This is a genomic window from Nonomuraea fastidiosa (assembly GCF_042751225.1).
GTDB classification, from domain to species: Bacteria; Actinomycetota; Actinomycetes; order Streptosporangiales; family Streptosporangiaceae; genus Nonomuraea; species Nonomuraea fastidiosa.
In genome coordinates this window covers 3,105,352-3,124,085 of the sequence record NZ_CP170570.1, presented here as the reverse complement: position 1 = coordinate 3,124,085, position 18,734 = coordinate 3,105,352, and the positions used below count along the sequence as shown (strand labels likewise).

Below are 18,734 nucleotides of genomic sequence, written 5' to 3'. Positions count from 1 at the left end.
TCCATGTCCGAGCTCACGCTGCTGCTGATCCGGCTCGCCTTTCTGGCGGTGCTGTGGTTCTTTGTCATTGCCGCAGTCGGCGTGATCCGGACTGACTTGTTCGGTTCACGCACCGCGCCGGCGGGTGGCCGCAAGGCCATGAAGCCCGCCAAACCCGTGGCGAAGCCCAAGAGCAAGAAGGGCGAGCCACGCCAGCTCATCGTCACGGGTGGGCCTCTCCAGGGCACCACCATCAACCTCACGGAGCAGCCCATCACCATTGGCCGGGCCAATGACGCCACGCTGGTGGTCACCGACGACTACGCTTCCAGCCGGCACGCCCGGCTCTTTCCTCAGGACGGTCAATGGATCGTGGAAGATCTTGGGTCCACCAACGGCACGTATCTCGACCGTTCGAAAGTCACCCGCCCGACCCCGGTGCCGCTCGGTGTTCCGATCCGCGTCGGCAAGACAGTCATTGAATTGCGCAAATGACCATCGCACTCCGCTACGCCGCCCGCTCGGACGTCGGCCTCCTCCGCGAAGGGAACGAGGACTCGGCGTACGCTAGCGGCCGCCTGCTCGCCGTCGCCGACGGCATGGGCGGGCATGCACACGGCGAGGTGGCGAGTTCCGTCGCCATCGCCGCCATGGCCTCTCTGGAAGAGGCCCAACAGGGGGGTGACCTGCTCAACGCCATCGAGGCAGCGGTGCGCGACGCCAACCGCAGGCTGCACGAAATGGTGGGGCGGGATCCCAGCCTCAAAGGCATGGGCACGACGCTCACCGCCATGCTCTGGAACGGCACCCAGGTCGCCCTGGTCCATGTGGGCGACTCGCGGGCCTACCTCCTGAGACGTGGTGAGCTCTACCAGATCACCCATGACCACACGCTGGTGCAGCAGCTCGTCGACGACGGGCGCATCACGCCGGAAGAGGCGGCCACCCATCCGCAGCGGTCGATCCTGCTTCGCGCGCTCGACGGCAGCGGTGAGGTCGATCCCGATCTCACGCTGCGCGAGGCGCAGGTAGGCGACCGCTATCTGCTGTGTTCCGACGGCCTGTCGGGCGTGGTCAGCGCGGAGACGCTGCACGCCACGCTCACCAACATCGACGATCCTGAAGAGGTCGTCCGTCAGCTCATCGATCTGGCGAACCGGGGCGGCGGGCCTGACAACATCACGTGCGTTCTCGCCGACGTGCTGGAGATCGCCGACGATGAACAGCTGCCCGCGGAGGCCGCCATCGTCGGCGCCGCGGGGATGAACCGGCTCGACCCGACCAAGGACATCCAGCCGGGGCGAGCAGGCGCGGTGACCGCACCCCAGCCGGTGCTCTCCGGCGACGACTTCGATGAGCCGGTCGCCGAGGCCACGTCCCGGCGCTCGCGGAAGCGTCGCAGGTTGTGGCCCGTGCTGGTCACCGTGCTCGGCGTAGGCGTCGTCGGCGTGGCCGTCGGCGGCTACTTCGGTTACCAGTGGACCCAGGACCAGTTCTTCGTCGGCGCTAGGGGCGGCGAGGTGGTCGTGTTCCAGGGGGTCAAGAAGGAAGTGGGTCCCTTCCAGCTCTTCCACGTCTCCAAGCCCACTGGCCGCAAGCTCTCCCAGCTCTCCGAAGCCGATCAGGCTCTGGTCAAGGACGGCATCCCCGTCACCACCGTCGACGAAGGCATCACCAAGATCAACAGTCTGTCGTTCGCCGACGACGAAGAGGCCGACAAGGCCGAAACCGAAGATCAGCAGCCCGAGACGGAGGCGAGCGCCACTCCCACCGCGAGCGCCTCCGCCACCAAGTCCAAGACGAGACAGCAGTAGATGAGCGAAGTCGCCGTCACCCCCGTCCCGATGCCGGCCAAGCGGCGCGTGGCGCAGCTGCTCATGCTCGCGCTCGCCGTGGGCATCGTCATGGGCGCCTACGCGAACGTGGGCCTGGCCATGGACGGTCAGATCCCGGCCGGGATGCTGACGTACGGGCTGAGCCTGGGCGGCCTGATGCTGGCCGCGTACCTCGTGCTCGCGAAGTTCGCCCCGTGGGCCGACCCGCTGATCCTGCCGCTGGTGACGCTGGTCAACGGCATCGGCCTGGTGATGATCTACCGGCTGGAGAACGCCGGCATGGCCGGCGCATCCGCCACCACTCAGATCGTCATGACCGGCGCCGGTGTCGTGCTGTTCTCCGTGACGCTGCTGGTGCTGCGCGACCATCGCATGCTGCAGCGGCTGACGTACACGGCGGGGCTGGTCGGCGTGGTCCTGCTGATCTCGCCGCTGACCCCCGGGCTGGGCCAGGAGCGCAACGGCGCGCGCATCTGGATCGGGTTCGGCTCGGCCACCATCCAGCCGGCCGAGTTCGCCAAGATCGCGCTGGTCGTCTTCTTCGCCGGCTACCTGGTCGCCAAGCGCGACGTGCTGGCGCTGGCGGGCCGGCGGCTGCTCTTCATCGACCTGCCCAGGGCCCGCGACCTCGGCCCGGTTCTGATCACCTGGGCCGTCGCCATCGGCGTGCTGGTGCTGCAGAAGGACCTGGGCTCGTCGCTGCTGCTGTTCGGCGGGTTCGTGGTGATGCTCTACATCGCCACGCAGCGCACGTCGTGGGTGCTGATCGGCCTGCTGCTGTTCGTCGGCGGCGCGTTCGTCGCCGGGCAGATCTTCTCCCACGTCGGCGACCGCTTCGACGTCTGGCTCGACCCGAGCAACCCCGAGTACTACGACCGTGAGTTCGGCGGCAGCTACCAGATCATGCAGGGCCTGTTCGGGCTCGGCGCGGGCCGCATCCTGGGCACCGGGCTCGGCCAGGGACACCCCGACCTGATCCCGCTGTCGTTCTCCGACTTCATCTTCAACGCCGTCGGCGAGGAGCTCGGCCTGACCGGGCTGATGGCGATCCTGATGATCTACGCGCTGATCGTCGAACGCGGCCTGCGCACCGCGCTCGCGGCTCGCGACCCCTTCTCGAAGCTGCTCGCGGGCGGCCTGTCGTTCATCCTCGCCTGGCAGGTGTTCATCATCGTGGGGGGTGTGACGAACCTCATCCCGCTGACGGGCCTGGTCACGCCGTTCATGTCGCAGGGCGGCTCGGCGCTGCTGGCTAACTGGATCCTTATCGCGCTGCTGGTACGAACGTCAGACGCCGCCAGACGCCCCCCACCCCAGGCGATCCAGAACGAGGGACTGACGCAGGTGTTCCAGCGATGAACGGCACCCTGAAGCGAGTGGCGGTGGCCGCCCTCGCCATGTTCGCGCTCCTGATGGTGAACGTGAACTGGCTGCAGGCGGTCAAGGCCGACGAGTACGTCTCCGACGCGCGCAACCGCCGCAACTTCTTCGACCGTTACGCGATCGAGCGCGGCCGCATCACGGCGGGCGGGAAGGTGCTGGCGGAGTCCGTCGACACCGGCGACAACAACTTCCGCTTCATCAGGAAGTACCCCGACGCGAAGCTCTACGCGCACGTCACCGGCTTCTTCTCGCCGGAGAGCGCCTCGGCCATCGAGGCGGCCGAGAACAAGCTGCTCGACGGCTCCAGCGCCGACCTGCTGCTGCGCAGGAGCATCGACCTGTTCACCGGCGAGCCGACCAAAGGCGCCAACGTCGATCTCACGATCGACCCCAAGGCGCAGAAGGCGGCCTACGACGCGCTGCGCCAGAGCGGCAAGCGCGGTGCCGTGGTGGCGCTCGACCCGAAGACCGGCGGCATACTCGCGATGGTCTCGCTGCCCACGTACGACCCGACCGAGCTGTCGGGCACCGACAAGGGGACGGTGTTCAAGCGGTACGACGAGCTGGCCAAGGACAAGAGCCAGCCGCTGCTCAACCGCGCCATCGCCCAGACGTACCCGCCGGGCTCGACGTTCAAGGTCGTGACGGCGGCGGCGTACCTGGAGGACGACTCCTCGCGCGGCCCCGAGACCACGGTGCAGGCCCCGCAGCGGCTGCCGCTGCCCAACACGAACATCAGCCTGCCCAACTACGGCGGCGCGGCGTGCGGCAGCGGCCAGGTCACGCTCACCTACGCGCTGGAGCGGTCGTGCAACACGCCGTTCGGCGCGATCGGCATGGAGCTGGGCTACGACAAGATGCGGGAGCAGACCGAGAAGTTCGGCATGGGCGAGCAGATCGGCGTGCCGATGTCGGTCGCGCAGAGCGACTTCGGGCCCAAGGAGGACCAGGCGGCCGTGGCGATGGCCTCGATCGGGCAGCGCAGCAACCGCATGACGCCGCTGCAGATGGCCATGGTCGCGGCGGGCATCGCCAACGACGGGACGGTGATGAAGCCGTACCTCGTCAACAAGATCACCGACTCCAAGGGCGACACCATCGAGGAGGCCGACCCCGACGAGCTCAGCGAGGCGGTCAGCTCCGAGACGGCGGCCAAGCTGCGCGAGATGATGGTGAGCGTCGTCTCCAACGGCACCGCCAACCTCGCGCAGATTCCAGGCGTCGAAGTAGGGGGAAGACGGGCACCGCGGAGACCACCGACGGCCGGCCCCCGCACGCTTGGTTCATCAGCTTCGCGCCCGCGGACAACCCGAAGGTGGCCGTCGCGGTCATCGTCGAGTCCGGGGCGGCCAAGGTCGGGGCCGAGGCCACCGGTGGTCACACCGCCGCGCCCATCGCCAGAGCCGTGATGGAGGCGGTGCTGAACAAGTGAGTGACGGTAACCTGCTGGGTCATGCGGCTCCGTAACCGCTATCTCCTGGTCTCCCGCATCGCCACGGGCGGTATGGGGGAGGTCTGGCGTGCCCGCGACGAGCTGCTCGGGCGCGAGGTGGCGGTGAAGATCCTGCGCAGCCACATGCACGCCGACCCCACGTTCCGCGAGCGGTTCAGGAACGAGGCGCGGCTCACCGCGGCGCTGGCCGACCCGGGCGTGGCCCAGGTCTTCGACTACGGCGAGCAGAGCGACCTGGCCTACCTCGTCATGGAGCTGGTGCACGGCGAGCCGCTGTCGGCCATCCTGGGGCGCAACGGCGCGCTCGGGCCCGAGGTGACGCTCGACGTGGTGCACCAGACGGCCAAGGCGCTGCACGCGGCGCACTCGGCCGGCATCATCCACCGCGACATCAAGCCCGGCAACCTGCTGGTCACCCCCGAGGGGGCGATCAAGGTGACGGACTTCGGCATCGCGCGGGCGCTGGAGGCCGCGCCGGTGACGCAGACCGGCACCGTGCTGGGCACCGCCCAGTACGTCAGTCCCGAGCAGGCGCAGGGCCTCCCCCTGACGCCTTCGACGGACCTCTACTCGCTGGGCGTGGTGGCGTACGAGTGCCTGGCCGGGCGCACGCCGTTCCGTGCCGACAGCCAGGTGGCGATCGCGCTGCTGCACCTCAACGAGCAGCCGCCGCCGCTCGGCGCCGACGTGCCGGCCGCGGTGCGCGAGCTGGTCATGAGCCTGCTCGCCAAGGAGCCGGAGCAGCGGCCGGGGTCGGCGATCGAGGTCGCCGACCGGGCGTACGTGCTGCGCGAGTCGCTGGCCGGGGCTGTTCAGGGCCCGGCCGAGCTCAGTATGCTGACCGACCCTGCGGGCTTCCGCGTCCGCGAGCCGGCCCCTGAGGACGAGCTCGTGACCGACGACCTCCAGCCGGCCACGCTCCAGGAGGGCACGGGGAGGAAGCGGCGCAGGGGCGCGCGGACGCTGGCGCTGGTCGCCACGGCGGGCTGCGCGGCGGCGGTGGGGCTGACCGCCATCACGTTCGCCGACCCGCAGCGGCCGCAGGCCACTCCGCAGGTGGCCGAACCGACACAATCGCCTACCGTGAAGTCGACGCCGACCCGGCCAAAGCCGCGGCCGTCGAAGACGAAGACCACGCGGCGACCGCCGGTTGTTACGGTGAGGACACCGAGGCCGATACCCTCGCGGTCGGCTACGGTAAGCACGTCGGCTACTCCCACCAAGAAGCCGACGCCGAAACCACCCCCGACCACCCGGACACCCACCCCCACCCCGACCCCAACGCCCACCAGGACTCCGACAACTCCGACACCCACCACGACCAGCACCTCGCCGGACCCGGGTGAGACAAACCCGCCCAATGAGGAGACGTGACGCGCCATGGGGTCGATGATGGACACCGGCGGCCCCGCGAGCCGGCCGGTACCCAAGATGAACGGTAAGGGACAGTGCAGGAAATGACTCAGCCTCGGCTACTCGGAGGTCGCTACGAGCTCGACGGTGTCGTCGGGCGCGGCGGCATGGCCGAGGTGTATCGCGCCAGAGACATCCGGCTGGACCGCGTAGTCGCGATCAAGACCCTCCGGTCTGATCTGGCGCGAGACCATACCTTCCAGGCCCGGTTCCGCCGTGAGGCGCAGTCGGCGGCCTCACTGAACCACCCGGCCGTGGTCGCGGTCTACGACACCGGCGAAGACGTCACCGACGGCACGCCCGTGCCGTACATCGTGATGGAGTACGTCGACGGCAGGACGCTGCGCGACCTGCTGCGCCAGGACCGCCGGCTGCTGCCCGAGCGCGCCGTGGAGCTGGTCGACGGCATCCTGCGCGCGCTCGACTACAGCCACCGCGGCGGCATCGTGCACCGCGACATCAAGCCCGCCAACGTCATGATCACCCGCTCCGGCGACGTCAAGGTGATGGACTTCGGCATCGCCCGCGCGATGGCCGACTCGGCGGCCACGATGACGCAGACCGCCCAGGTGATCGGCACCGCGCAATACCTGTCGCCCGAGCAGGCGCGCGGCGAGCGGGTCGACGCGCGCAGCGACATCTACTCCACCGGCTGCGTGCTGTACGAGCTGCTGACCGGCCAGCCGCCGTTCACCGGCGACTCCCCGGTGGCGATCGCCTACCAGCACGTGCGCGAGGAGCCCATCCCGCCGTCCCAGATCGACCCCGAGATCCCGCAGTGGGCCGACGCCATCGTGCTCAAGGCCATGGCGAAGGACCCGAGCCAGCGCTACCAGAGCGCGGGCGAGATGCGGGCCGACATCCAGCGGGCGATGTCCGGCATGCCGACCGACGCCCAGACGATGGCGATGACCGGTCCCATGCACCAGGGCACCCGCATGATGACCGCGACCCAGGCGGCCACCGGCCCGGCCACCCAGCGCACCAGCGCGATCCCGCCGTACGAGTACGACGACGACGGCGGTGGCCGCGGCGGCGGTGGCCGGCGCAGGGCGTCGAGCGGAGGTGGCGGCAACAACGCGCTCAAGACCGCGCTGTGGATCATCATTCCGCTGCTCATCATCGGCGCGTTCATCACGATCGGCTACACCGTCTTCAGCGGCAAGGACACCCCGTCCGACACCAAGGTGACGATCCCGTCGCTGGTGTCGCAGGAGCGCTCGTACGCCGAGGCCGAGCTGAAGAAGCTCGGGCTGGTGCCCGACGTGGAGCTGAAGGCGAGCTCCGACGTCGAGAAGGGCGCGGTCATCGAGACCGACCCGCCGGCCGACACCCAGGTCGAGAAGGGCGCCACGGTCAAGCTGGTCGTGTCCAAGGGCCCCGAGAAGATCAAGGTGCCCGACGGCCTGGTCGGCATGTCCCAGGAGGACGCGCAGCGGGCGCTCGAAGAGGTCGGCCTGCGCGGCGTCATCAAGACCCGCAACTCCACCAAGCCGCAGGGCACGGTCATCGCGACCGACCCGAAGGCCGGTGCCGAGCTGGAGAAGGGCGGCTCCGTCACGCTCTTCGTGCCGAAGGAGATGCGCGAGGTCCCGAGCGTCATCGGGCTGACCCAGGAGGACGCGACCGCCCAGCTGAAGTCCGCGGGCTTCAAGGTCAAGGTCTCGCAGCAGCCCGCGCAGGAGCCCGAGGGCACCGTCGTGCAGCAGAACCCGGGTGAGGGCACCAAGCTGCTGCCCGGCACCACGATCACGATCACGGTGTCGACCGGTCCCCAGCAGCAGGAGGACTCCCCGCCGCCGGCCGACGACTTCCCGACGGAAGACGTCCCGAGCGACGACCAGCCGAGCGACGACTTCCCGTCGGAGGAGGAGCCGCCGGGCGACAGCCCGATCGAGGACGGCCTCGGCGGCGGCCTGCACAACCGAGGCCCGAGGCACTGACGAGAAAGCCGCCCCTTCCGCTCGGGAAGGGGCGGCTTTTCGCTGCTCATATCCGCCGCGCGGCCTGGTCCCCGCGCACGGGAGCCCCCGTGCGGCAGGAGGTCCGCACACGAGAACGCCCCCGCCGCTCGGGGGCAACGGCGGGGACGCTCACTGGTACGTCGCTCTTCGCGAGCCGTTTGTTACACGGTTTTCCGCCACTTTCCGCCACCAATTCCCCAGCAGCCGGTGGCCGTGCTCGGACAGCACCGATTCGGGGTGGAACTGGATGCCCTCGATGGGCTTCTGACGGTGCCGCAGGCCCATGATGACGCCGTCTTCGGTGCGCGCGGTCACGTCGAGCTCCGGGGGCACGGTCTCGGGCAGCACGGCCAGCGAGTGGTAGCGGGTCATGCGCACGGGCGACGGCAGGCCCTCGAACACGCCCTTGCCGTCGTGGACGATCTCGCTCGTCCTGCCGTGGAACAGCTCGGGGGCCCGCGCCACCGTGGCGCCGAAGGCGACCGCGATGGCCTGGTGGCCGAGGCAGACGCCGAGCAGGGGCAGGCCGGTCTCGGCCGCGTGGTGGACCAGCGGGACGCTGACGCCCGCCGCCTCCGGCGTGCCGGGTCCCGGGCTCACGAGCACGCCGGCGAAGCCGTCGGCGTCGTACACGCGGACGTCGTCGCGGGACCGGACGTCGCAGTCGGCGCCCAGCTCGCGCAGGTACTGCACGATCGTGTGGACGAAGCTGTCGTGGTTGTCCACGACGAGCACCCGGCTCATTTCCTCACCGTCACCTCGTCGAGCGTCACCGCCGGCTCCATCAGCGGGAACACGACGTACCAGAGTACGGCCCCCGCGAGCAGCACCAGCAGGGCGGCCGTCAGCAGCCGGACGGGCGGGCGGCCGGGCAGCTTGCGCCAGAGCCAGGCGTACACGGGTCACTCCTCTCGCGGTTCGCTGTGTTTGAGCACGCCGTAGACGATGAGCCGCTCGGCGGCGGAGTACTCGGGGTGGCAGGTGGACAGCGTGATGAACGCGCGGATGGGCCGGATGTCGGGCTTGCCGGGCACGGGGGCGAGCACCTCGACCTCGTCGGGCCGCACGATGTCCTGGGAGGTGACGCGGTAGGTGTGGCGGGCCTCGCGGGTCTCCACGATGATCTCGTCGTCGCGTTCGAGCTCGTCGATCTCGTTGAACGGGGCCGCGTACGTGGTGCGGTGGCCCGACAGCACGAAGTTGCCGACCTCGCCCGGCATCGCGCTGTCGGGGTAGTGTCCTGGCCCCTTCTTGAGCTGCTCAGCGCCGACGCCCTCGACCACCGCGTACTTGTAGTCGCGGCCCAGCTTGGGGATGCGCAGCAGCGCGAACGCCTGCCCGATGGCCGGCTGCGGCGGACGCCGCGCGCCGCTCTCCTTGGCCGCCAGCTCGCGCTGGAGCAGCAGCTGCTGCCGCTGCGTGTACGCGCCCGTCCCCCAGAGCAGGTACGCGCAGAACAGCATGAGGATCAGGCCCGCGGTGATGCTGAGCTCCCCGAGGGCCCGCAGGGCGGCCCGCATGCGCTCAGGGTAATCCGCGGCGATGCGGCCCCCTGGGATCGCCATGCGATGCGCGTGGCGACTATCCTGGGCCTCACTTCAACTACCCTTACCGAAGAGCCTGCGGACGATCCGGATGCCCAGGCCCTCAGCAGGAGTCATCCAGTGCCCAAGTCCAAAACTCGCAAGAAGGCGGTCTACACCCCGCCGCAGCGGTCGCAGCAGGTCAAGGTCAGCCCGCGCTGGCTCGCCCCCACGATGGTGGCCGCGTGGGTCATCGGCATCCTGTGGATCGCGACCTATTACGTCGCTCCTCAGGCGCCGTTCTTCAGGGACCTCCAGAACTGGAACCTGCTGATCGGGTTTGTTTTCATCATCTTCGGTGTGGTTCTTTCCACCCGCTGGCGTTAGTTCTTTCCACAGTCTTTTCCACAGCCTGGGGAAGCTCAGCCGCCGAGCATGCTGACAATCGCTGGGACGCGTACGAGCACGAGCACCACCATGAGCGCCAGCGCTCCAGCGATCGCCAGCCACTGCACCCGCGCCCTGTTGGCCTTCGGCGCGTAGACCAGCGCCAGGGCCAGGAGCGTGCCGGTGAGGAGGCCGCCCACGTGGCCGGTCCAGCTGATGCGCACACCTGAGATCGCGGGCAGCACGAACGTGATGGCCAGGTTGAGCGCGATGATCAGGCCGATGCCGCGTACGTCGAGGTTGAGCTTGCGCCCGACCACGAAGACCGCGCCGAACATGCCGAACACCGCACCCGACGCGCCCAGCGTGAGGGTGTTGAGCGGGTCGAGCCAGAGGCCGAGCACCGAGCCGCCCAGCGCGCTGATCAGGTAGAGGGCGGTGAAGCGGGCGTGGCCGAAGGCGCGCTCGAGATAGGGGCCGATGACCCAGATGGCCCAGCCGTTGAACAGGATGTGGATGACGTCCTGGTGCAGGAACGCCGCGGTGATCAGGCGGTAGTACTGGTCGAGGACGGCGACCCCGATGGGCGACATCCCCAGCTCCGCGGTGACGACGTAGGAGCCGCCCAGGAGGAAGTCGGCGGCGAGCGTTGCGAGGAAGACCAGAACGTTGAGCGCCAGGATGGCGTAGGTGACGATCGGGGTGCGCACCACGCCGCCGCCGAAGGCGGTCTTGGCCTGGCGGATGGCCTTGTTGCCCTCGGCGACGCACTCGGGGCACTGGAAGCCGACCGCGGCGTCGCGCATGCAGTCGGGGCAGATGGGGCGCTCACAACGCTGGCAGCGCACCCACGTCTCCCTCTCGGGGTGTCGGTAGCACGTGGGGACGGCTTCAGCGGGCTGCTCGGGCTGCGGGGGCTGGCTCGGCGGCTGGCTGGTCATGACCGAAGCCTAAGGCTTACGGAGGCGTGCTGCGTGAGCCTCCTGGACCGGCGGCCCCGGCGCGGCCGGAAGGGCTCTGAGAACGGCCATCCGGCCCCGCGAGGCCCGCCTCCGGTGTGCGCGCCCCCTGACGCTGCACGCCGGCGTTGCGGGCCTCCCTGCGGCCGGATGTCAGGCGGCCTGGCGCTCGATGGTGACCGACTCCAGGATGACGTCCTCGACCGGGCGGTCCCGCCCGTCGGTGCGGGTCTTGGAGATCGCGTCCACGACCTCGTTGCCCTCGATGACCTCGCCGAAGATGGTGTGCTTGCCGTTGAGGTGCGGGGTCGGCGCGACCGTGATGAAGAACTGCGAGCCGTTGGTGCCCTTGCCGAAGCGCTTGCCCGCGTTGGCCATGGCCAGCAGGTACGGGCGGTCGAAGCGCAGCTCGGGGTGGATCTCGTCGTCGAACTCGTAGCCGGGGCCGCCGATGCCCTGGCCCAGCGGGTCACCGCCCTGGATCATGAAGCCGGCGATGACCCGGTGGAAGATCGTGCCGTCGTAGTAGCGGGCGTTGCTCTTCTCGCCGGTGCCGGGGTGCGTCCAGGAACGGGTGCCCTCGGCGAGCTCCACGAAGTTGCGCACCGTCTTGGGTGCCTTGGTGGGGAAGAGCTCCACCTTGATATTGCCGTGATTGGTCTGCAGGTTCGCGATCAGCTTCTCAGCCACGAGACAGCTGCCCCCCTCTATGAACAGGGTTCGATTGTGGTGTTTTGAGGACTATGGCCGTTCGGCCTACCGAGCCATCCTCCCATGGACGGCCATGATTGAGCCGCCTTGTCCAGGGAAGGTCAGGCTCGGGGCCCCAACGACAGGGGAGGTTGTCGTGTCCCTGACAATGAAGAGACGCCGCGTGGTCATAGACGTGCCCACCACGTGGATGGGTCAAGTGAAGACCCGGGCCGCTGAAACCGGCCAGCGCCTCGCGCCGATGGCAGACCAGGCCAAGGTGGTCGCGGCGCAGCGTATCGAAGAAGCCCGTCACTGGGCGGCGCCGCGGCTGGAGTCCGCGGCGCACGGGTTCGAGCAGCAGGTCGCTCCCAAGGTCAGCTCGATGCTGACCGCCGCGGCCAAACGCATCGACCCCAAGCCGACGCCATCGCGGCGATGGCCGACGCTCGTGCTGCTGACCGGCCTCGCGGTGGGGACGATCGGTTACATGTTCTACCGCCGCAACGCTCAGCAGTGGACCGAGCACATGAAGGACTCCGCCTCCGATGCCACACGTTGGGTCAATGAGAAGGCGGACAGGGCTGCGGAGTCCGCGGACCAGGTTGCGGCCACGGTGTCCAGCAGGACGGACGAGACCTCGCACAAGACATCGTGAGCGCGTTCGTCCTGGGAAGCGCGCCCCCGTCACACGACGGGGGCGCGCTTCGCGTTACGGGCGCCGGCGTCCGGTCTACGCTCCCGGCACCCGCGACGTCGTCAAGGCTGTGATCACGTTCGCGCCGCCCGGCAAGCCGTTCGACGTGCTGTACGCCGCTGCCGCCTGTGCACCTCATGGTCGGTACCGGCTACGGCCTGGAGCAGGACTGGCGGCACGGCATGCACTGGGGTCCGGGGCCGGTCGTGCAGGGCGTGAGCGGCGCTCTTAGTCGTCGAGCCCCGCACCGCCGATCGTCTTGCAGACGAGCTCGATGGTCTCGGCGGGCTTCTCGGCCTGGGTCTCGGCGGTCTCGGACGGGGTCACGACGCGGACCTTGGCCGGGGCGTCGGCGGTGGGCTCGCCGCTCTCGGCGGCCCTGGTGGCACGGAACTTCACCCCCTCGGCCTTGCCCTCACCACTGCCCGGGGACACGACCTGCGGCTTGCCGTTCGGGTCCACCGACTCGGCGCGCTGCGGCTGCGTGATCACGCCGGACGGGTCCGCGGGCTGGGCCGGGCGGGTCTCGGCGACCGCGCCGCCGTCGGCGGGCTTCACCCTCGCCAGCTCGATCACCTTGCCGTCGGAGGTCTTACAGGTCAGCGTGCCGGCCCCTGGGACGGCGACGGAGGCCACCGAGGCCGCGACGGGCTCGGGCGGCGAGGACGGGGTCCCGGCCAGCGCGGACCCGGTCAGACCTGCGACGGTCAGCGCGACCGCCGCGCCGAGCACCGCGAAACGCCGCTTGAACATGAAGTTCTCCTCTCTCGGAAACGATCGGACGGCTCCGAGGGTGGCCGCACGGACCTGAAGTGATCCTGAAGAGAGCCCAAATGATCTTCAGGTTCGCTTTAGGTGCGCTGAGGCAGGCTGGACGGCGTGCGAGTCTTACTGGTGGAGGACGAGGAGCGGCTGGCCGACCTGATCAAGGGTGGGCTGGCGGGCGAGGGCTTCGCGGTGGACGTCGCCCACGACGGGCGCGACGGCTTGTGGCTGGCCACCGAGAACACCTACGACGTGATCATCCTGGACGTCATGCTGCCCAGGATGAACGGCTACGCCGTGTGCTCCCGGCTGCGCGAAGCCGGTAACTGGACGCCGATCATGATGCTCACCGCCAAGGACGGCGTCTACGACGAGGCCGAGGCGCTGGACAACGGGGCCGACGACTACCTGGCCAAGCCGTTCTCGTACGTGGTGCTGCTGGCCCGGCTGCGCGCGCTGGTCCGGCGCGGCGGGCGGGAGCGGCCTGTCTGCATCACCGTGGGCGACCTCGTCATCGACCCGGCGGGGCTGCGCTGCCGCCGGGGCGAGGTGGACATCGCGCTGACGCCGAAGGAGTTCGCCGTGCTGCACGCGCTCGCCCGGCGGGCCGGCGAGGTGGTCTCCAAGAGCGACCTGCTGGCCCAGGCGTGGGACTTCAGCTACGACGGCGACCCGAACATCGTGGAGGTCTACGTCAGCGCGCTGCGCCGCAAGATCGACGTGCCGTTCGGGAAGACGACGCTGATCACCGTACGCGGTGCCGGATATCGGCTGGAGGCGGCATGATCGCCCGGCGCTCCCCCGAGAACGGGCGACGCTCCCCCTGGTTCACGCGGCACTCCCCCTGGTTCGCACGGCGTCCGCGCATCACGATCCTGTCCGGGAAGCTCGCGCGCGGCCCGAAGGCGCTCTGGCGGCGGCTCTCCCCCGGCCTGTCCTCGGTGCGGGTGCGCGCGACGGCGGCGGCCACGCTCGTCGTGGCGCTCGCGCTCGGCATGGCGGCGCTGGTGCTGGTGGTGTCGCTGCGCGGCACGCTGGTCAGCAGCGCCGACGCGGAGGCGGCGAGGAGGGCCACGGCGGCGGTGCCGTACGCGCGGACGCTGGAGATCCCCGAGCACTCCACAGAGCGCATCGCCGAGCCGGACGCGAAGGCCCCGGCGGAAGAGCCCAAGCTGGTGAAGGGGGCGCAGCGGGCGGCGGTCCCGGAGGAGGGCGTGGCGGTGCGCTTCGCCGACCCCGACGTGATGGTGACCAAGGAGGACGGCGCCGCGGAGCTGGTCAGGGCCAGCGGGTACGCCGTCGCCGCCGTCGAGGTGACCACCGCCGACGGTCCCGCCACGCTGCTGTCGCGGGTCCCGCTCGACGGCGTCGAGCAGGCGCTGCGCACCGTCTACGGGGCGCTGCTGCCCGGCGTGCCGGCGCTGCTGGCGGTGGTGGCGGCGATGACCTGGCTCTCGGTGGGCCGCGCGCTGCGCCCGGTGGCCGCGATCCGCGCCAAGGTGGCCGACATCACGGCCCGTGACCTGCACCAGCGGGTGCCCGTACCGCGCTCCAAGGACGAGGTCGCGGCGCTCGCGACCACCGTGAACGGCACGCTCGACCGGCTGGAGACGGCCGTCGAGCAGCACAAGCGGTTCGTGGCTGACGCCGCGCACGAGCTGCGCAGCCCGATCGCGACGCTGCGGGCCAGGCTGGAGCTGGCCGAGCCGAGCGAGCTGACCGCCGAGGCGCTGGCCGACGTCGAACGCCTCCAGTCGCTGGCCGCCGACCTGCTCATGCTGGCCAGGCTGGACGCGGGCGAGCCGCTGCGCGCCGCCGAGCTGGACCTGGGTCAGGTGGCGGCCGAGGCGGCGCTGCGGGCCAGGCGGCGGCCCGGCGTGCGGGTGGAGCTGGACGTCGCGCCCGACGTGGTCATGTCAGGGTCGAGCGCGCATCTCGACCGCCTGGTGACGAACCTGGTCGACAACGCCGTACGCCATGCCGCCTCGACCGTGAAGGTGCGGGTCGCCGCCGAGGACGGCGCGGCGGTGCTGGTGGTGAGCGACGACGGCCCCGGCATCCCGCCGGACCAGCGCGAGGCGGTGTTCGGCCGGTTCACCCGGCTGGACGAGGCGCGGGCCAGGGACGCGGGCGGCGCGGGGCTCGGGCTGCCCATCGCCAGGGACATCGCGCACCTGCACGGCGGTTCGCTGGTGTACGACGACTCCGGCTTCGTCGCGCGCTTCCCCCTCGGCTGACCTCTGCTGACCTCTGCTGGCCTCACCTCGGCTGACCTCTGCTGACCCGGGCTGACCGCTCGGCTGACCTCAGCTGACCGAGGCGTCGAGCTGGTCGAGCTGCATGAAGGCGCGCTCGATGGCCTGGCGGGAGATCGGCTCGGGGTAGGGGAAGAGCTTGATCGAGTCGCGCAGCCCCTCCACGTGGGCCTTTCTGGCCAGGTCGGCGACCAGCGCCAGCTCCTCCTGCTGCCCCTGCACGTACGCCCGGTCCACCACCGCGCCGTGGCCGGGCACGATCACCTGCTCGGGCATCTCGGCGAGCATCGCGGCCGTGGTGACCGGCCAGTCCAGCGGGTAGGAGTCGCTGAACGCGGGCGGCGCGCCCTCCTCCACCAGGTCGCCGGCGAACAGCACACCCGCGTCCGGCACCTGCACCACGATGTCGTTGCTGCTGTGGCCGAGCCCGAAGTGCCGCAGGTGCACCATGCGCCCGCCGATGTCGAGGCTGGCCGCGGCGGCGAACGTGTGGTCCGGCGGCACGATCGTGACCTCTTCCCACTCGTCGCGCCGCTCGGGGCGGCTCTCGATCAGGTGGGCCCGCTGCTGCTCGCCGTACTGCTCGATCTCCTCGGCGCACCTGACGTGGCCCCAGATCTCGGCGGGGCCGAACGCCGCGTTGCCGAAGAAGTGGTCGAAGTGGGAGTGGGAGTTGACGATCGTCCAGGGGGCCGGGGTGATCCGCCGGACGGCCTCGACCAGGTCCGCGCCCTCACGGTGGGAGCCGCGCGTGTCCAGCACCAGGCAGTGCCCGTCGCCCACGATCAGGCCCGTGTTCACGTCGTACGACCGGTGGCGCCGTACGTAGACCCGGTCGCCGACTTCCTGCCACTGCTCGTTCATGCCACCGAACCATACTGAGCGCGCCGGGTCATGACATATGCCCCCATGAACCATCAGCCCCTCACGCCGTGCTGACCACGGTGTTGACGTCGGGCTGCACGACCGGCGTGAGGATGAGCAGCACAGGGCCGCCGGCCGTGAACGCGAGCATGATCAGGTCGATCCACCACAGCGCCAGCACGGTCATGAGCGCGAGTCCCGCCTCCCGCTTGCGCCGGTCCGGCGGCTTCGGCACGGCGATCCGGTCGACGAGGCGCAGGCGGAGGCGTTCGAAGGCGGCGACGAGCGGCACGCACAGCGCCAGCGCGGCCAGCCCGGTCGCGACGCCGAGATACGGCGTCAAGCCGAACCCGGCGGCGGTCGCCGCAACCGTGACCCCCGCCGCCGCTCCGGGGACCAGGCTGGCCAGCAGGTACGCGGCGCCGCGCCACGGCCAGGCGGAGGCGAGGAACGGCAAGGGCCGTCGGGTGAGGGCTTCCAGCGCGGTCCTGTCGAGCATTCTGCGACCGTAACCGCTGGTGCGAGGCGTGGTCAGTAGTGCTGGGTCTAGCTTTTCACCGCACGCTCAGGCCCTTTCACCGAAGGCTCAGGCCCTCGGACGCGCTTCTCAGCGCAACGCCCGCCCCTCGCAGGCGCTCCTCAGCGGAACGTCAGCCCTTCGAAGTCGCCCGAGCTCCGCCAGCGGTCGATGTAGGCGAAGTAGGCCATCGCGCCCTGCGGGTGACCGACGTTCAGCCAGGACTTCAGTCCGAGGTCGCGGCCCTCGTTGTTGTAGTAGCCGGGCGTGCAGTCGAGCGAGCCCATGATCCGCCCCTTGCCCGACAGCAGCAGCTCGATCCAGGCGTCCTCGGCCTCCCGCGTGGCCTCGACCTGGGTGTGGCCGTGCTCGATGGCGTGCTTGACGATCGCGGCGATGGTCTTGCCGGCCTCGGTGAAGTTGTGCGGGATGTTGGAGATGAGGTTCGCGCCCTGGGCCGGCTGGACGATGAAGACGTTGGGGAAGCCGTGCACGTGGATGCCGTGCAGGGTCCGCATCCCGTCGGCCCAGCGCTCCGACAGCCGCACCCCGCCGCGCCCCCTGACCTCGTAGCCGGCGCGGCGGGTGTAGTCGGTGCCGACCTCGAAGCCGGAGGCGTAGATGACGCAGTCCACCTCGTACTCGTGGCCGGCCGCCACGACGCCGCGCTCGGTGATGCGCTCGACGCCCTTGCCGTCGGTGTCGACCAGGTGGACGCCGGGCAGGTTGAACGCCTGGAGGTATTCGTCGTGGAAGCAGGGGCGCTTGCAGAGCTGGCGGTACCACGCCTTGAGCTTCCCGGCGGTCTCCGGGTCGCGGACGACGGCGTCCACGCGGGCCCTGATCTCCTCCATCTTCTCGAAGTCGGCGTCCTCGAACGCGGCCTGCACGCTCTCCGGGGTGATCTGGCCGGGCGGCAGCGCGCTGATCTTCGCGCGGAAGCGGCGGGCGATGTCGGTCCAGCCGTCCATCACCAGGTCCTCGTCGGCCAGGACGCCGGTCTGGTTGGCGGTGAAGTTCTCCAGCCAGCGCTGCTGCCAGCCGGGCGTGGCGATCGAGGCGAACCACTCGGGGTCGGTCGGCCGGTTGTCGCGTACGTCAACGGATGAGGGCGTGCGCTGGAAGACGTACAGCTCGCGGCAGGCCCTGGCGAGGTGCGGCACGCACTGCACGGCGGTCGCGCCGGTGCCGATGATCGCCACCCGCTTGTCGCCGAGCCGGTCCATGGGTGCGCCGGAGGGGTCGCCGCCGGTGTAGGCGTAGTCCCAGCGGCTGGTGTGGAACGAGTGCCCGGCGAAGTCGTCGATGCCGGGGATGCCGGGCAGCTTGGGCACGTGCAGCGGGCCGATGCCCATGGCGACGAACCGAGCGGTGAACGCGTCGCCCCGGTCGGTGCGGACGATCCAGCGGGAGCGGGCCTCGTCCCACTCCAGGTCGGTGACCTCGGTGTGGAAGAGGGCGTTGTCGTACAGGCCGTAGTGCTTGCCGATGCGGCGACAGTGTTCGAGGATCTCCGGCGCGTGCGCGTACTTCTCCGACGGCATGTGGCCGGTCTCTTCGAGCAGCGGCATGTAGACGTACGAGGCGGTGTCGCACTGCGCGCCGGGGTAGCGGTTCCAGTACCAGGTGCCGCCGAAGTCGCCGCCCTTCTCCACGATGCGCACGTCGTCGATGCCGGCCTCCTTGAGGCGCGCGCCGGTGAGCAGCCCGGCGAAGCCGCCGCCGATGAAGGCGACCGTCACGTGGTCGGTCTTGGGGGCGCGTGCCGTGACCGGGGTGTACGGGTCCTTGAGGTAGCGGGCGAAGCGGCCGGTGAGGCGGATGTACTGGTCGTTGCCGTCGGGGCGCAGCCGCTTGTCGCGCTCTTCGCGATATTTCCGGCGGAGGGCTTCCTTGTCGATCGCGGGACGGTCGGCGACGGTCATGCATCCCTCCGGCGGCGTACGGCATGTCCGGACCTCATTTTCAGAATGTCATTCGGAAATAGTCGCGGCAAGCCCGGCCCCGATGCGCTGACCAGCTTGTCCACTATTGTGTGGTCCCGGGACTC

At 70.1% G+C, this 18,734-nt stretch carries 18 protein-coding genes and 1 pseudogene; 10 read left to right on the top strand and 9 right to left on the bottom strand.

What is annotated here, in order from left to right:
* Nucleotides 1–3 precede the first annotated feature (3 nt).
* The 6 genes and pseudogenes from ACFMQL_RS14270 to pknB all read left to right on the top strand — a co-directional run bounded on the left by ACFMQL_RS14270 (nucleotide 4) and on the right by pknB (nucleotide 8,006).
* Nucleotides 4–474: an FHA domain-containing protein gene (locus ACFMQL_RS14270; RefSeq protein WP_345393437.1), complete on the top strand. Its 471-nt coding sequence runs from the start codon at nucleotides 4–6 to the stop codon at nucleotides 472–474.
* The gene (locus ACFMQL_RS14265) at nucleotides 471–1,793 is read left to right on the top strand and encodes a Stp1/IreP family PP2C-type Ser/Thr phosphatase (protein WP_364061560.1); all 1,323 of its coding nucleotides are present in this window, start codon (nucleotides 471–473) and stop codon (nucleotides 1,791–1,793) included. The genes ACFMQL_RS14270 and ACFMQL_RS14265 overlap by 4 nt, the downstream gene beginning before the upstream one ends.
* Nucleotides 1,794–3,173 carry an FtsW/RodA/SpoVE family cell cycle protein gene (locus ACFMQL_RS14260; protein WP_364061557.1) on the top strand — a complete coding sequence of 460 codons (1,380 nt, stop codon included), beginning with the start codon at nucleotides 1,794–1,796 and terminating at the stop codon, nucleotides 3,171–3,173. It abuts the gene before it with no gap.
* Nucleotides 3,170–4,629, top strand: a pseudogene (locus ACFMQL_RS14255) (peptidoglycan D,D-transpeptidase FtsI family protein). Before ACFMQL_RS14260 ends, ACFMQL_RS14255 begins: the two are co-directional and overlap by 4 nt.
* Nucleotides 4,630–4,650: 21 nt before the next feature.
* The gene (locus ACFMQL_RS14250) at nucleotides 4,651–6,024 is read left to right on the top strand and encodes a serine/threonine-protein kinase (protein ID WP_378785870.1); all 1,374 of its coding nucleotides are present in this window, start codon (nucleotides 4,651–4,653) and stop codon (nucleotides 6,022–6,024) included.
* An 83-nt stretch (nucleotides 6,025–6,107) separates the two neighbouring features.
* Nucleotides 6,108–8,006 carry a Stk1 family PASTA domain-containing Ser/Thr kinase gene (gene pknB, locus ACFMQL_RS14245; protein WP_364061548.1) on the top strand — a complete coding sequence of 633 codons (1,899 nt, stop codon included), beginning with the start codon at nucleotides 6,108–6,110 and terminating at the stop codon, nucleotides 8,004–8,006.
* Between the two features lie 150 nt (nucleotides 8,007–8,156).
* Here pknB and ACFMQL_RS14240 read toward each other — a convergent pair whose 3' ends face one another.
* From ACFMQL_RS14240 to ACFMQL_RS14230, 3 genes are read right to left on the bottom strand one after another with little or no spacing between them, the layout of a single operon-like run.
* Entirely contained in the window at nucleotides 8,157–8,771 is a 615-nt protein-coding gene (locus ACFMQL_RS14240) for a gamma-glutamyl-gamma-aminobutyrate hydrolase family protein (protein WP_364061545.1), read from the bottom strand.
* Complete coding sequence (locus ACFMQL_RS14235) at nucleotides 8,768–8,926, bottom strand: hypothetical protein (RefSeq protein WP_364061542.1); 159 nt, start codon at nucleotides 8,924–8,926, stop codon at nucleotides 8,768–8,770. Before ACFMQL_RS14235 ends, ACFMQL_RS14240 begins: the two co-directional genes overlap by 4 nt.
* 3 nt (nucleotides 8,927–8,929) lie before the next feature.
* The gene (locus ACFMQL_RS14230; protein WP_364061539.1) at nucleotides 8,930–9,547 is read right to left on the bottom strand and encodes a class E sortase; all 618 of its coding nucleotides are present in this window, start codon (nucleotides 9,545–9,547) and stop codon (nucleotides 8,930–8,932) included.
* A 144-nt stretch (nucleotides 9,548–9,691) separates the two neighbouring features.
* Between ACFMQL_RS14230 and ACFMQL_RS14225 the strand changes: the two genes are divergently transcribed.
* The gene (locus ACFMQL_RS14225) at nucleotides 9,692–9,937 is read left to right on the top strand and encodes a cell division protein CrgA (RefSeq protein WP_364061536.1); all 246 of its coding nucleotides are present in this window, start codon (nucleotides 9,692–9,694) and stop codon (nucleotides 9,935–9,937) included.
* Between the two features lie 35 nt (nucleotides 9,938–9,972).
* On the opposite strand, the gene ACFMQL_RS14220 is transcribed toward ACFMQL_RS14225, so the two are convergent.
* Nucleotides 9,973–10,878, bottom strand: coding sequence for a rhomboid family intramembrane serine protease (locus ACFMQL_RS14220; RefSeq protein WP_364061533.1), 906 nt, complete (start codon nucleotides 10,876–10,878; stop codon nucleotides 9,973–9,975).
* 171 nt (nucleotides 10,879–11,049) lie between these two features.
* On the bottom strand, nucleotides 11,050–11,586 hold the full coding sequence (locus tag ACFMQL_RS14215) for a peptidylprolyl isomerase (protein WP_364061530.1): 537 nt from the start codon (nucleotides 11,584–11,586) through the stop codon (nucleotides 11,050–11,052).
* A gap of 184 nt (nucleotides 11,587–11,770) precedes the next feature.
* Between ACFMQL_RS14215 and ACFMQL_RS14210 the strand changes: the two genes are divergently transcribed.
* Nucleotides 11,771–12,244 carry a YtxH domain-containing protein gene (locus ACFMQL_RS14210; RefSeq protein WP_364061527.1) on the top strand — a complete coding sequence of 158 codons (474 nt, stop codon included), beginning with the start codon at nucleotides 11,771–11,773 and terminating at the stop codon, nucleotides 12,242–12,244.
* A 267-nt stretch (nucleotides 12,245–12,511) separates the two neighbouring features.
* On the opposite strand, the gene ACFMQL_RS14205 is transcribed toward ACFMQL_RS14210, so the two are convergent.
* Nucleotides 12,512–13,036, bottom strand: a complete 525-nt coding sequence (locus ACFMQL_RS14205) for a hypothetical protein (RefSeq protein WP_364061524.1) — start codon at nucleotides 13,034–13,036, stop codon at nucleotides 12,512–12,514.
* A 126-nt stretch (nucleotides 13,037–13,162) separates the two neighbouring features.
* Here ACFMQL_RS14205 and ACFMQL_RS14200 point away from each other — a divergent pair, with 126 nt between their 5' ends.
* Together ACFMQL_RS14200 and ACFMQL_RS14195 are read left to right on the top strand one after the other, a co-directional pair.
* Complete coding sequence (locus ACFMQL_RS14200) at nucleotides 13,163–13,834, top strand: response regulator transcription factor (RefSeq protein ID WP_378785869.1); 672 nt, start codon at nucleotides 13,163–13,165, stop codon at nucleotides 13,832–13,834.
* Nucleotides 13,831–15,285, top strand: coding sequence for a sensor histidine kinase (locus tag ACFMQL_RS14195; RefSeq protein WP_378785868.1), 1,455 nt, complete (start codon nucleotides 13,831–13,833; stop codon nucleotides 15,283–15,285). The genes ACFMQL_RS14200 and ACFMQL_RS14195 overlap by 4 nt, the downstream gene beginning before the upstream one ends.
* A gap of 69 nt (nucleotides 15,286–15,354) precedes the next feature.
* On the opposite strand, the gene ACFMQL_RS14190 is transcribed toward ACFMQL_RS14195, so the two are convergent.
* The 3 genes from ACFMQL_RS14190 to ACFMQL_RS14180 all read right to left on the bottom strand — a co-directional run bounded on the left by ACFMQL_RS14190 (nucleotide 15,355) and on the right by ACFMQL_RS14180 (nucleotide 18,609).
* On the bottom strand, nucleotides 15,355–16,167 hold the full coding sequence (locus ACFMQL_RS14190) for an MBL fold metallo-hydrolase (RefSeq protein ID WP_364061515.1): 813 nt from the start codon (nucleotides 16,165–16,167) through the stop codon (nucleotides 15,355–15,357).
* A 61-nt stretch (nucleotides 16,168–16,228) separates the two neighbouring features.
* The gene (locus ACFMQL_RS14185) at nucleotides 16,229–16,666 is read right to left on the bottom strand and encodes a hypothetical protein (protein WP_364061512.1); all 438 of its coding nucleotides are present in this window, start codon (nucleotides 16,664–16,666) and stop codon (nucleotides 16,229–16,231) included.
* A gap of 140 nt (nucleotides 16,667–16,806) precedes the next feature.
* Complete coding sequence (locus ACFMQL_RS14180; protein ID WP_378785867.1) at nucleotides 16,807–18,609, bottom strand: flavin-containing monooxygenase; 1,803 nt, start codon at nucleotides 18,607–18,609, stop codon at nucleotides 16,807–16,809.
* Nucleotides 18,610–18,734 lie beyond the last annotated feature (125 nt).

Bases quoted from the DNA above. Each gene is read 5' to 3' on its own strand.
- ACFMQL_RS14270 (WP_345393437.1), top strand. From the start codon at position 4: ATGTCCGAGCTCACGCTGCTGCTGATCCGGCTCGCCTTTCTGGCGGTG.
- ACFMQL_RS14265 (WP_364061560.1), top strand. From the start codon at position 471: ATGACCATCGCACTCCGCTACGCCGCCCGCTCGGACGTCGGCCTCCTC.
- ACFMQL_RS14260 (WP_364061557.1), top strand. From the start codon at position 1,794: ATGAGCGAAGTCGCCGTCACCCCCGTCCCGATGCCGGCCAAGCGGCGC.
- ACFMQL_RS14250 (WP_378785870.1), top strand. From the start codon at position 4,651: ATGCGGCTCCGTAACCGCTATCTCCTGGTCTCCCGCATCGCCACGGGC.
- pknB (WP_364061548.1), top strand. From the start codon at position 6,108: ATGACTCAGCCTCGGCTACTCGGAGGTCGCTACGAGCTCGACGGTGTC.
- ACFMQL_RS14240 (WP_364061545.1), bottom strand. From the start codon at position 8,771: ATGAGCCGGGTGCTCGTCGTGGACAACCACGACAGCTTCGTCCACACG.
- ACFMQL_RS14230 (WP_364061539.1), bottom strand. From the start codon at position 9,547: ATGCGGGCCGCCCTGCGGGCCCTCGGGGAGCTCAGCATCACCGCGGGC.
- ACFMQL_RS14220 (WP_364061533.1), bottom strand. From the start codon at position 10,878: ATGACCAGCCAGCCGCCGAGCCAGCCCCCGCAGCCCGAGCAGCCCGCT.
- ACFMQL_RS14205 (WP_364061524.1), bottom strand. From the start codon at position 13,036: ATGTTCAAGCGGCGTTTCGCGGTGCTCGGCGCGGCGGTCGCGCTGACC.
- ACFMQL_RS14195 (WP_378785868.1), top strand. From the start codon at position 13,831: ATGATCGCCCGGCGCTCCCCCGAGAACGGGCGACGCTCCCCCTGGTTC.
- ACFMQL_RS14190 (WP_364061515.1), bottom strand. From the start codon at position 16,167: ATGAACGAGCAGTGGCAGGAAGTCGGCGACCGGGTCTACGTACGGCGC.
- ACFMQL_RS14185 (WP_364061512.1), bottom strand. From the start codon at position 16,666: ATGCTCGACAGGACCGCGCTGGAAGCCCTCACCCGACGGCCCTTGCCG.
- ACFMQL_RS14180 (WP_378785867.1), bottom strand. From the start codon at position 18,609: ATGACCGTCGCCGACCGTCCCGCGATCGACAAGGAAGCCCTCCGCCGG.